The sequence below is a fragment of the Aquimonas sp. genome, from assembly GCF_044377145.1.
Classification (GTDB): Bacteria; Pseudomonadota; Gammaproteobacteria; order Xanthomonadales; family Xanthomonadaceae; genus Aquimonas.
In genome coordinates, this window is the sequence record NZ_JBILJQ010000023.1 from 30,614 (window position 1) to 43,068 (window position 12,455).

General features: G+C 66.5%; 9 protein-coding genes. 4 read left to right on the top strand and 5 right to left on the bottom strand.

Annotated elements, in window-relative coordinates; translation table 11 throughout:
• Window positions 1–110: 110 nt before the first annotated feature.
• Window positions 111–1,508, top strand: coding sequence for a M20/M25/M40 family metallo-hydrolase (locus ACIQ7H_RS09185; RefSeq protein ID WP_395790632.1), 1,398 nt, complete (start codon window positions 111–113; stop codon window positions 1,506–1,508).
• Between the two features lie 67 nt (window positions 1,509–1,575).
• Here ACIQ7H_RS09185 and ACIQ7H_RS09190 read toward each other — a convergent pair whose 3' ends face one another.
• From ACIQ7H_RS09190 to ACIQ7H_RS09200, 3 genes are all read right to left on the bottom strand, one after another.
• On the bottom strand, window positions 1,576–2,796 hold the full coding sequence (locus ACIQ7H_RS09190) for a hypothetical protein (RefSeq protein ID WP_395790634.1): 1,221 nt from the start codon (window positions 2,794–2,796) through the stop codon (window positions 1,576–1,578).
• Between the two features lie 156 nt (window positions 2,797–2,952).
• Complete coding sequence (locus ACIQ7H_RS09195; protein ID WP_395790636.1) at window positions 2,953–3,708, bottom strand: helix-turn-helix domain-containing protein; 756 nt, start codon at window positions 3,706–3,708, stop codon at window positions 2,953–2,955.
• A 7-nt stretch (window positions 3,709–3,715) separates the two neighbouring features.
• On the bottom strand, window positions 3,716–5,767 hold the full coding sequence (locus tag ACIQ7H_RS09200) for a prolyl oligopeptidase family serine peptidase (protein ID WP_395790638.1): 2,052 nt from the start codon (window positions 5,765–5,767) through the stop codon (window positions 3,716–3,718).
• 206 nt (window positions 5,768–5,973) lie between these two features.
• Between ACIQ7H_RS09200 and ACIQ7H_RS09205 the strand changes: the two genes are divergently transcribed.
• The gene (locus ACIQ7H_RS09205) at window positions 5,974–7,560 is read left to right on the top strand and encodes a peptide MFS transporter (protein ID WP_395790640.1); all 1,587 of its coding nucleotides are present in this window, start codon (window positions 5,974–5,976) and stop codon (window positions 7,558–7,560) included.
• 80 nt (window positions 7,561–7,640) lie between these two features.
• On the opposite strand, the gene lptG is transcribed toward ACIQ7H_RS09205, so the two are convergent.
• Together lptG and lptF are read right to left on the bottom strand one after the other, a co-directional pair.
• The gene (gene lptG, locus ACIQ7H_RS09210; RefSeq protein ID WP_395790642.1) at window positions 7,641–8,738 is read right to left on the bottom strand and encodes an LPS export ABC transporter permease LptG; all 1,098 of its coding nucleotides are present in this window, start codon (window positions 8,736–8,738) and stop codon (window positions 7,641–7,643) included.
• Window positions 8,735–9,847 (bottom strand): LPS export ABC transporter permease LptF, encoded by a 1,113-nt coding sequence (lptF, locus tag ACIQ7H_RS09215; protein ID WP_395790644.1) that lies wholly within the window; start codon window positions 9,845–9,847, stop codon window positions 8,735–8,737. The genes lptG and lptF overlap by 4 nt, the downstream gene beginning before the upstream one ends.
• Window positions 9,848–10,122: 275 nt before the next feature.
• On the opposite strand from lptF, the gene ACIQ7H_RS09220 reads away from it, so the two are divergent.
• Window positions 10,123–11,595 carry a leucyl aminopeptidase gene (locus ACIQ7H_RS09220; RefSeq protein ID WP_395790646.1) on the top strand — a complete coding sequence of 491 codons (1,473 nt, stop codon included), beginning with the start codon at window positions 10,123–10,125 and terminating at the stop codon, window positions 11,593–11,595.
• Window positions 11,596–11,761: 166 nt separating this feature from the next.
• Window positions 11,762–12,184: a DNA polymerase III subunit chi gene (locus ACIQ7H_RS09225; protein ID WP_395790648.1), complete on the top strand. Its 423-nt coding sequence runs from the start codon at window positions 11,762–11,764 to the stop codon at window positions 12,182–12,184.
• Window positions 12,185–12,455: the final 271 nt, after the last annotated feature.

Below are 12,455 nucleotides of genomic sequence, written 5' to 3' on the forward strand. Positions count from 1 at the left end.
GCAGGCGGCGGGCGAGCCTGTCTTTGCGCACATGCGTGACACCCGCTGCTGCGGCAAGCTTCGCGGCTGAGTTGATCGGTTCTACGCGTCCTTCGCCGGAGATGAATTCCATGCGTCTGTGCACCCTTGCGCTTGCATCCCTATGCATGGCCGGCCCGGCCCGCGCAGATATTCCGCCGCTCAGCGAAGTTGCGATCAGCACCGCCACCGCACTGCGCGATGAGCACAGCACTGCGGGTGTCGCTTACGGTCTGGTGGAATCTCTGACCACGGAAGTCGGCCCGCGCATGGCGGGCACCGAAGCTGACGTTCGCGCGGTGGCATGGGCGCGGGCCAAGTTCGAGGCGCTCGGCTTCGATTCGGTCCGGGTCGAGCCGTTCTCGTTTCCGTACTGGCGTCGCGGGCATGAGCGCGGCGAAGTGCTGTCGCCGTTTCCGCAGCCACTGGCGGTCACCGCGCTGGGCGGCAGCGAAGGCACCGGCGATACACCGCTGGAGGGCGAGATCGTCGCCTTCGACAGCCTCGCCGAGCTGCAGGCCGCCGAACCTGGCGCGGTGGAAGGCAAGATCGTTTTCATTACCCAGCGTACCCAACGCTTCAAGGACGGCCGCGGCTATGGCCTGTCGGTGATCGGCCGCAGTTCGGGCGCCACCGAGGCCTCGAAGCGCGGCGCGGTGGGCCTGATCATCCGCTCCATCAGCACCAACTCCGACCGCTTCCCGCACACCGGCATGATGCGTTACGCCCCCGACGTGAAGCCGATCCCGGCGGCGGCGGTCTCCAACCCGGACGCCGACCTGCTGATCAACATGCTCGGCCGCGGCGAACCGGTGCGGATCCGCCTCGATATCGATGCCGAGACCCGCGGCGAGGCGGTCAGCTACAACGTGATCGGCGACATCGTGGGTCGCGAACGCCCGGACGAAGTGGTCGTCATCGGCGGCCATCTCGACTCCTGGGACCTGGGCACCGGCGCCCTCGATGACGGTGCCGGCGTCGGCATCACCATGGCCGCCGGAGCGGCGATCCTCAAGCAGGAGCAGCGCCCGCGCCGCAGCGTGCGGGTGATCGCCTGGGGCAATGAGGAACAGGGCCTGATCGGCGCGCGCGCCTACGCCGAAGCGCATGCCGGGCAGATGTCGAAGCATGTGCTGGGCGCTGAGAGCGACTTCGGGGCCGGCCGTGTGTACGCGTTGCGCGCGGGCGTTGATGCTCGCTACTGGCCGGTGCTGGAACAGATCGCCGCGGTGCTGGCGCCGCTGGGCATCGCCTTTGAGCGCGAAGGCGGTGGTCCGGGACCGGATGTCATTCCCTTGGTCCAGCGCGGGATGCCTTGGGCGCAGCTGGCCCAGGACGGCAGTGACTACTTCGACTATCACCACACCGCCAACGACACCCTCGACAAGATCGACTCCGAAGCGCTGGATCAGCAGGCCGCGGCCTATGCCGTGCTGGCCTTTCTGGCTGCCGAGGCCGAGGCCGATTTCGGGCGCGTGCCGGCGCAGTGAGGCGCCCCTGCGGAGCCGTCTGCGCTGCCGCAAGCAAGCGCAGACACACAAGCCGCCGCTATCGGACCTAACGCAGCAGCGGTGAATCCAGCACCTCGGAAGCCTCGCCGGTCACCGCTTCGACCGCCTCGCGCAGCTGCTCAAGGCTGACCCGGCGCAACGGCACCAGCCGGCGCGCGACGTTATCGATGTCCTTGTCGTCGCCCGTGTGCTCGCGGATCTCGGCGTCCAGCGCGACAAACAGGTCCACCGCCCTTGCGGTGCGTGGGCCATGACTGCGATCGGACTTCAGGCTGCTGATCCGACGCCCGTGGCTACGCATCCAGTCGAAAGCCTTCTGCGCGCGCGCTTCGGTCAGCAGACCGCCGCGGCGCATCATCTCGATCGAATAGAACTCAGCCAGACCTTCGGCAATCCAGTCGTCGCCGTCGTCCCCGCGCACCCGCGAGATCACGTGCACCAGTTCGTGCACCAGTGTGCTGGTGCCGTTCTCGCTGATCAGCGGGCGCTCCGAGTGCAGGTACAGGGAGCGCGGGCCGGACAGGCCGCCACGCCACATGCCGTCGGCGGCGCCGACAATCAGCAGCTTCTCCGGCAGCGCGCCGAACGCTTCTTCCATCGACGGCGCCACCAGATTGATGAAGGCGAGGTACTCGTTGCGGCGCATCGGGTCGCCCTTGGGCGCGGCCACCGCCACTTCCATGTCGTCGATGAACTCGCGGCGGATGCCGATATCGCCGGCAATCATCCAGCCGACCGGGCGCTGGAAGCGGCGATCCTCTTCCACCACCGTGAACACCGGTGCCTCGCCGCGGCGCTTGAACGGCGTATCCACCCCAGCCCAGCCTTCCGGCAGCTCGAAGCGGAGGCTTGAATTCGAGCGCGAGTCTTTGGTCAGCCGCGCCCGCACCGGTGGCACCAGATGATCGCCACGCAGGATCGTCCAGTCCGCGGTGATGCGGGCATCAAAGCCGCCGTCACGGCGACGCTTGTCGATGGCATAGCGGTATCGAAGCTCACCGCCCTTCGATGGCGGCGTCCAGCTGACACGCTCGCCATCGCGAACGACACGGCCATCGCCCTCGACCGCGCTGTAGCGCTCGGCGGGCATGGTGAAATCGAGCTCACGCACGCGCCCTGCGCCGGGGCTGTAGTCGATGGTGACGGCGGCAGCCCCGCTGTCAGGCAGGAAGCGCACCCGGTAATCGATATCGAAGGACTTGTCGGCAGCGGCGCAGCCGCCAGCGATCAGGCAACCGAACAGGCAGCGAAGCAGAAAACTCGGCATGGCGGAAATCACAGCGCGATGGGGACGCGGAAACTAGCACGCTGACCTCGAATGCACCTCGAACGCGCGGGCAACTCGATCAGCCATGCGGGGTTTCTTGCCGACCTCGACAGGATGCCGAAGCTCACCCGTGTCGTGCACTCGCAGGCCCGACGCTCAGCGCGAACCGGCGCGCATCTGTTCTGGCGCGTGGGCGGCTTCTGACAATCGATGCGGATCAAGAATCTTCAGCTGACGTCCCCGGATGCTGATGACGCCGTCTTCCTGCAGCTTGGTGAAACTGCGGCTGACGGTTTCGATCACCAGACCCAGATAACTCGCGATCTCTTCGCGGCTCATCGGCAAGGTGAACTGGTCATGCAGGCGCCCCAAGCTCTGCAGTCGCTCGGAAAGCCCATGCACGAACAGCAGCACGCGCTCGGAGGCGTGGCGGCGGCCGAGCATGGCGAGATGATCCTGATCGAGTTCCATACTCTTGCCGATGATGCGCAGCAGCTGATGCTGCAGGCCCGGCACCTGCTGGGCCACACGTTCCAGATCCTGCATCGGAATCTCGCAGACCTCGGCGCCTTCCAACGCTTCGGCCTCGCAGCGGTGGCTGCCGCTGCCAAGCGCGTCCAGGCCGATCAGTTCGCCGGGCAGATGGAAGCCCATGATCTGCTCGTCGCCATCCTCGTTCATCGCAACCGTCTTGAAGCTGCCAACGCGCGCCACGAACAGCGCGCTCAGGCTTGAACCGGTGCGGAACAATCGATCACCGCGTTCCAGCGGACGCCGCTTCTTGACCAGGTCATCGAGCCGATCGAGGTCGCTGCCACTGATACCCGCCGGCAGGCACAGCTGCTGCAGCGAACACTGGCCGCAGCTTTTGCGCAGCCGCGCCAGGTCCAGCAAAGGTGTATCCGAGGACATCTGCCCGTTACTCCTTGGTCCAACGATCCATCCAGGCCAGCACGCTGTCGTGCCACTGGATGCTGTTGGCTGGCTTGAGAATCCAATGATTCTCATCGGGAAAGTACAGGAACTGGCTCGGTATGTCGCGGCGCTGCAGCGCGGCAAATGCGGCGATGCCCTGCTCCACCGGAATGCGGTAGTCCAATTGACCGTGGATCACCAGCATCGGCGTGTTCCACTTGTCGACGTGCAGCAGCGGGTTGAAACGCTCGTAAGCCGCCGGGTTCTCGAACACGGTGCCGCCGTTTTCCCATTCGGTGAACCAGAGTTCCTCGGTGCTGTAGCCCATCATCCGCGTGTCGAACACGCCTGCATGGCTGACCAGACAGTCCCAAGCCTCACCCCACTGGCCAGCGATCCAGTTGACCATGTAGCCGCCGTAGCTGGCGCCGAGAGCGCAGGCGCGCTCACCGTCCAGGAAGTCGTAGCGCTTCAGCGCAGCGGCCCAGCCTTTCTGCAGGTCTTCCAGCGGCTTGCCACCCCAGTCCTGCGAGATCGAATCGGTGAAGGCCTGGCCGTAGCCGGTCGAGCCGTGGAAGTCGATGAACACCACGCCGTAGCCGCGGGCCGCGTAGGTCTGCGGGTTCCAACGGTAGTGGAAGCTGTTGCCCATCGAACCCTGCGGGCCGCCGTGGATGATGAAGGCCACCGGATACTTGCGCCCCTCGACATAGCCGACGGGCTTGACCGTGAAGCCATACACCGTCTCGCCACCGTGGCCTTCGAAGCTGAACTGCTCGAACTCGCCCATGCCGATGTCGGCCAGGCGCTCGCGGTTGAAATCGGTCAGCGCGCGCTCCACCCCACCGGCCGGTGTGCTGGTGAACAATTGTGCCGGCGCAATGAGCGTGTCGCGCTGGAACACCAGGGTGTCGCCCTGCAGCGCAAATCCGGTGACATTGCCGCCCCCGATCACCACGCGCGCGGCGCCGGATTCCGGCTTGATCGCGAACAGCGGATGCTCACCCAGGCGGTTGGCGGTGGTGAACAGCTCGCCCTGATGCAGGGTCAAGGCACCGGCGGAAAAATCCCAGTCCGGGGCCACTTCACGACGCTCGCCGCTGACGAGATCGAGGGCCATGATCGCCATCCGATCAGCCTCGAAGCCCGGCCGCGCCATCGCGGTGTAGTACAGCGTTTTGCCGTCGTCGGCGAACAGTGGGTTGGCATCCCAGGCGGGGTTGTCAGGCGTCAGATTGCGGGGCGCCGCGCTGCCCTCCACCTCGGCCTGGAACAGGTCGAAGTTGGTCGACTGCGGCTCGGTGCGGCCGGCGATGCGCGCGCTGAACACCAGGCTGCGGCCATCCGGCGACCAAGCGTAGTCATCGCCGCCACCAAACGGGACTGAAGGCACATCACCGTCGATACCGCGGCTGATCCGCTGCGGTTCGCCGCGTGCGCGGCCTCTGTTCAACTCTGCGACATACAGGTGATTGCGCAGGCCGTCGTTCCAGCTGTCCCAGTGGCGCACGAACAGCTGGTCATAGGTCTTGCCGCTGGCCTTCTCGGCGGCCAGCGCTGCACTGCGCTCGGTGCTGCATTTCAGCTCTGGGCAGTCCGGGTGCACCCGGAAGCTCAGCGCCAGCCGCGTGCCATCGGGTGACAGCCTGTAGGTGCCGACATCCAGCGGATAGTCGGTGACCTGCTTCGGCGCCCCGCCCTTCACTGCGGCCGACCAGACCTGCATCGAGCCGGATTCGGCGCTGAGGTAATACAGGGTGCTGCCATCCGGTGAGAAACTCGGGCTGCTGGCGCTCTTGCCTTCGGCATTCAGCCGCCGAACACGCGCGCCGTCGTCCAAGCCACGGATGAACAAACCGGTGGTGGCGCGGTTGTTGGCAACGTCGGCCTCGCGCAGGGCGTACATCAGCTGGCTGCCATCCGGCGACAGCAGCGGCGAGGAGACGCGATCGAGCGCGACCAGATCGCGGGCGTCGAGGCCGCGCTCGGCGACAGCGGACACACTCGCGCTTGAAAACAGGATCGTGCACAGCAGACGCGACAGCACTGAAGACATTGGATGGACTCCGTCAAAGACCCGGCATGGTAGGTCGCAGCGCGGCCCGCTGCCAACCGGATGGGCTTCTTGGCTGCGAGCGGCGACCTCATGCACTGCAGTGCAGGATCGAGCGCATCGCGGCTGTGGCTATACTCGCGGCGCCCTGCGGCGTGCAGGCATGTTCCGGCAACGCCACAGCCCTGAATCCACAGCTGGAGCCGCGCGTGTCCCAATCCCCTGCCCTCGCCGATTCCGGCGAACTCTTCGGCCACCCCAAGGGTTTGTACGTCTGCTTTCTGACCGAAATGTGGGAGCGCTTCGCCTTCTACGGCATGAAGGCCCTGTTGTTCCTCTACCTCACCAAGCACCACCTGTTCACCGACAGCAACGGCTATCTGCTGCTGGGCACCTATGCCGGGCTCGCCTACGCCCTTCCCCTGCTCGGCGGCATCCTCGCTGACCGCTATCTCGGCATGCGCAAAGCGGTGATCTTCGGCGGCGCCCTGCTGGTGCTGGGGCAGCTGGGCATGGCCTATACCGGCAGCCAGGCCAGCGGCAGCGTCGGCGCCGCGCAGCAGGATGCGCTGGCGATTCAGATCATGTACGCGGCCCTCGCCTTGATCGCGGTCGGGGTGGGATTTCTGAAGCCGAGCATCTCGACCATCGTCGGTCGCCTGTACCCCGACGGCGACGTGCGTCGAGACTCGGGCTTCACGATTTTCTACATGGGCATCAATGTCGGTGCCGCGCTGTCCTCGATCGTTGTCGCCTGGGTGGGCGAGACGATCGGCTGGGGCTACGGCTTCGCCTTGGCCGGCGTGATGATGGCGCTCGGCTTGGTCCAGTTCGTGCTGGGGCAGAAGCATCTGTTGGGCCGCGCAGAACCGGCCGACCCCGTGCTGCTGAGGGCACCCGCGCTGGCCGGGCTGTCGCGCGAATGGCTGATCTACCTCGCTGGCGTCGTCACCGTGGTGGTGGTCTGGCAGGTACTGCAGACCCGCCTCGACTTCGGCTGGCTGGGCGCGGTCTTCGAAGGCCACGAGGTCACGCTCACCGAAGTGGTCGCGGTCGTGATGGGCGCCGGCCTGTTCATCTGGTTCGGCTTCTTCCTTTTCTCAGGTATCAGTGCGATCGAACGCGGACGCATGATCGTGCTGATGGTACTTATCGTGATCAGCGCCCTGTTCTGGGGCCTGTACGAGCAGAGCTACGGCCCCTGGGTGGCATTCGCCGAACGCGTCATGGACCGCAGCTTCCTGGGCTTCCAGTGGACCGCCGGGCAGACAACCTTCTTCGGCGCTGCCTGCGTGATCGCATTCAGCCCGTTCTTCGCCTGGCTGTGGCCACGCCTCGACCGGGCAGGCTTGAACCCCAGCCTGCCGGCCAAGTTCGGTTTGGCCTTGGTGCTGGTTGGACTGGCGATGGGGGTGCTGCAGTGGTCAACGGCATCGGCCCAGGACGGAGCCCTGGTCGGCATGGGCTGGTTGATCGCCGCCTACGCCGTGATGGTCGCCGGGGAATTGCTGCTGTCACCGATCGGTCTGTCGGCGGTCACCACCCTGTCGGTGCCGCGCGTCGTCGGGATGATGATGGGTGCCTGGTTCCTGTTTTCGGCCTTCGGCGAAATGATCGCCGGCCGTTTCGGCACCTGGGCGTCGATTGCTCCGGAAGCGGACGGCAGTTTCGATGTCTCCAAGGCGCTGACCACCTACGGCGACTTCTTCGGCCAGATGATGTGGATCGGCTTGGCGGCCGGCGTGTTCATGCTGATCCTCGCCCCGGTCCTCAACCGCCTGACCCGTCCGCGCTAGGCGGCGGCTACCGCAAACGAAACGCCCGGGCTGTTTCCAGCCCGGGCGTTTCTGTTTGCGGCCTCGGCGATCCTCTGCCTTCAGAACTGCTTGCGGAATCCCCACCAGGCGTAGGCACTCAGCAGCACTGGCGGCACCAGGTTGGCCAGCCAGATCGGCTGCTGGTAAACCTCCGCCAGGTTCACCGTCAGGCGCTGCAGCAGGAAATAGCCGAGACCGAACGCGATGCCGAGGAACAGTCGCTTGCCGAACCCGCCGCTGCGCAGGCTGCCGAAGGCGAACGGCATCACTGCCAGACACAGCACCAGCGCGTTCAGAGGGTAGAAGATCCGCGCCCAATACGCGGCCACGAAACCGGCTGCGTCGAGCTCGTTGCGGGTCAGGTAGTCGATGCTGCTGTCGAGCTCGCGCAGGGCCAGGTAGCGCGGGCGGGTGATGCTGAAATTCAGGATCTCCGGGCTCAGGCTGGAGTCCCAGCGCTCACGTTCGACGCTCTCGTATTCGACGTGGCGCGGAAAGAAGCGCGTGCGGCGCAGATTGAGCAGATCCCAGCTGGCACCCAGATGCTCGGCACGCTCGGCCTGGGCGATCGACAGCAGCCGGCCTTCAGGGTCGAACTCGAACAGGCGCACATCGTCCAGCACCACCTTCGACAGCCCGCCCTGGCCCTGCACCGAGCCGCGCCGCGCATTCAGGAACACGTCGCCTTCGCGTGCCCACAAACCGGACTGTCGAGCCAGCGCAATGTCCTGCGACTTGGCCTGCACCACCAGCGCTCGCGCGGCGTGATCGCCCCAGGGTCCGATGGTCTCCGCCGACAGCACCATCACGCCGGTCAGCACGGCAACCAGGCTGGCAGCGGCGGCGGAGATGCGCCAGCGCGGAATGCCGGCGGCGCGCAGCGCGGTCAGCTCCGAAGTCGATGCCAGGCTGCCCAGGCCCAGCACGCAGCCGATCAGGGCAGCGGTTGGAAACAAGGTGTAGGCACGGCGTGGCAGGGTCAGGGCCATCTGCCCGAACGCGGTTGCCAGGGTGAAATCGCCCTCGCCGATTCCGTCGAGTTCGTCGACGACCGCACCCATCGCATCGAATCCGAGCAGCACGCCCCAGGTCAGCATCAGCGCGCTCAGCACGTGCATCGCGATCAGCCAGTCGCTGCGCCGGATCAAACCCCTCATGCGCGTGCCTTCAGACGTCGGCGCGGCCGTGCGGGCACACCGCGCGCATTGGCCGAGGACTGCCGCCACAGCAGCCAGGCCCCGACCGACAGAGCCGTTGCGTGTACCCACCACAAGCCCAGTAGTGCCGGCAGGGTGCCGTCGGCGATCCAGGCCCGGCCGATGAAGAGCAAGTTGAGATACACCACGTAGGCGAGCAGCGCGATCAACATTCCGCCGTAGCGCGTCGCTCGCGGCGGCGAGCGCGCCAGCGGCAGCGCCAACAGGCACAGGATCAGCGCGGCCAAGGGCGATGCCATCCGCCAGTGCAGCTCGGCCTTGCTGGCAGCGTCATTGGCCTCCAGCAGCGCGCCGACAGTGCGCTGCGACTCTGGCCGGCCGACATCGGCGCGTTCGCTGTCGGGCACGCGGATGTCGTTGCGATCGAAGCGCATCATCCGGTAGTCCAAGCGGTTGGGATCGCCCTCGACCCGGAAGCCGTCATGAAGCGACAGATAGCGCTCGTCGCCCTGGCTTTCGAGAAACAGCTCACCCGTGCGCGCGGTGACCACATCGAGCCGACCGTCGCGCTCGCTGGCCACGAACAGTCGCCGGAACTCGCTGCCGTCCTCGCTCATGTCGGACAGATAGATCACGGCATCGCGGCCCGGCAGTTCGACGAATCGCCCCGGCTCAAGTCCGACCACCAGCAACGATTTGTTGGCGTCCTCAAGCATGCGGGTGGCCGCACGCTGGGCCATCGGCGACAGCCACAGCGAGCTCATGCCGACCAGCACAGCCACCGGCAGCGCCAGCCACAGCACGGCACGCTTCAACTCACCGATGCCCAGCCCGACTGAGGCCAATACGGCCATCTCGCTGTCGCGATACAAACGCCCCAGCCCCAGCAACACGCCGAGAAACAGGCCCAGCGGCAGCAGCAGCGGCAGGATATCGACCGAGCGCAGACCGACCTGCGAGAGCAGCAGCGCCGCAGGCACCTTGCCGCGCGCGATCTTGTTCACCAGGTCCGCGAACAGGCCGCTGAAACTGACCATCAGCAGCACCAGTGTGGCGGCGGCAAAGGCGCCGGCAAGCTCGCGCCATACGTAGCGATCAATTCGACGCATCAGCGGCCGCTACGCTCCCGGCGATTACGGGCGCAACGCCGCTCACTGCGATGAAGGGCGCCGCCGGCAACTGAAAACTGGGCTCTCGACACGAGGGATTCCGGGCTGGATGGCAGCGCAGGCACTGCGGGCGGGCAAGGCGTGAAGACTGCGGCGACGGGCGCCACGGTGCGGGCTGTTAGAATCGCGGGCTCTGATGCGCCCTCAAGTCAGGCCGACCGCAGGAGTCGCCGGGGGCGCGGCAGTATCCACCGATCGCTATCTACAGGAAAGCCATGGCACTCAAGCTGAACCTCACCCAGTCCCATCCCGCCGACGCAGATGTCGACACGCTGATCCTTGGAGTGTTCGAGGATGCCGGGCTGAGCGCGCCTGCCAAGGCGATCGACGAACGCTGCAGCGGCCAGCTCTCGGCTTGGCTGAGCGGCGGCGATATCAGCGGCAAGGCTGGGCGCACCAGCCTGCTGCGCGGGCTCACCGGCTGCAAGGCCACACGCGTGCTGACAATCGGCCTGGGTGACTCGAACAAGTTCGATGCCGGACGCTTCCAGAAAGGCGTCGCCGATGCGATCAAGGCGCTCTCGGGCACCCCGGCCAAACACGCCCTGCTGACCCTCACTGCGCTGCCCGTGCAGGGCCGAGATGCCGCTTGGGCCCTGCGCCAGGCCGGCCTTGCTGCCGATCACGCCAGCTACAAATACACCGCCACCAAGAAGAGCAGCGGCGACAGCGGCCTCGACACCCTGCATCTGCACGGCGATGCCGCTCATGCCGGCGTGCTGCTGCAGGCCAATGCGATCGCCGAAGGCGTGCGCCTGTGCCGCGAACTCGGCAACCTGCCGCCGAACATCTGCACGCCGGCCTACCTCGCCGAAACCGCGCGCGGCATCGCCGCCAGCCACGACAAGGTCAGTGTCGAAGTGCTGGAGCGCGAGCAGATGCAGGCGCTGGGCATGGGCTCGCTGCTGGGCGTGGCCGCCGGCAGCGGCAACCTGCCGCGGCTGATCGTGCTGAAGTACGCCGGCGGCGCCAATGATCAGCGCCCGTATGCGCTGGTCGGCAAGGCGATCACCTTCGACACCGGCGGCATCAGCCTGAAGCCCGGCCCCGGCATGGAAGAAATGAAGTTCGACATGTGCGGCGGCGCGTCGGTGATCGGGACCTTCCTGGCGGTCACCAAGCTCGGCCTGAACATCAACCTCGTCGCCGTGGTGCCGGCGGTCGAGAACATGCCTGACGCGCATGCGTATCGCCCCTCCGACGTGCTGACCTCGATGTCGGGCAAGACCATCGAGGTGCTCAACACCGACGCCGAAGGCCGCTTGATCCTGTGTGATGCGCTGACCTACGCGCAGAAGTACGAGCCGCAGGCCCTGATCGATGTCGCTACGCTCACCGGCGCCTGCGTGGTCGCGCTCGGCAAGTTTCCGCACGGGCTGATGAGCAAGCACGACGATCTCGCCAACGAGCTGCTCGCCGCCGGTGAACAGGTCCACGACCGCGCCTGGCGCCTGCCGCTGTGGGACGACTACCAGCCCCTGCTCGACTCCGGCTTCGCCGACATGGCCAACATCGGCGGCAAGTGGGCCGGCGCCATCACCGCCGGCTGCTTCCTCGCCCGCTTCACCGAAGGCCAGCGCTGGGCCCACCTCGACATCGCCGGCACCGCCTGGGACGAAGGCCGCAAGGGCCTCGCCACCGGGCGACCGGTGCCGCTGCTGGTGGAGTGGCTTTGCTCCAAATCCTAGGAGCCGGGAATCGGGAGTTGGGAATCGGGAATCGATGGTCTTGTGTCGGGCGCCAGGGCGCCCGACGCTTGCTTGATCGAAGCCCGCTCGGTTCGTCGCTCCGTCAGTGTCAAAGTCAGTGCTTCAAACGATTCCCCATTCCCGATTCCCCATTCCCAGCTCTCACATGCGCGCCGACTTCTACCTGATCGCCAAACCGCGCTTCCTTGAGGAGCCGCTGAAGCTTGTCTGCGAGCTGGTCAAACGCGGCTATGCCTCAGGCCAGCCGCTGCTGATCCTGGCGCGCTCGGAGGAACAGGCCGAGGAGATCGACCAGCTGCTGTGGGAGTTCGACGACGAGGCCTACATCCCGCATCAGGTCGCCGGGATGGACGAAGACGATGAGATCACTCCGGTGTTGATCGTACCGCCCGGCGTCGATACACCGTCGCGGCCGCTGGTGCTGAACCTGCGCGACGAAGTCGCCCCGCCGCCGTTCGAGCGGGTGCTGGAAGTGGTGCCTGCAGACCCTTCAGCACGCGAGCCGCTGCGCGCGCGCTGGAGCCAGTACAAGGCGCTGGGCTACGCGCTCAACAAGCACGACATGTAGTCGAGCGCTGCAGCCGACCGCTGCCGCAGCAGGTGTGGCCATGAGTTCGCTGCGAGCGGTGCACGGGCGGCAGCGCATGCAGATCGCGTCGGTCAGCGCAGGCCATCGCTGAACACGCCAGCTCAGGTGACGTGTGCGATGTGCGGGCTGCCGCGAAGCGGCTCGATGCCCTGCCCTCGGGCGGAGTATTCATGGCTCACCGCCGCGGACCTCGCGCGCGAGCCGCAATCGACGCAAGGCTTCCGCAGGCGCTCAGAGCGTGTGAAGAATC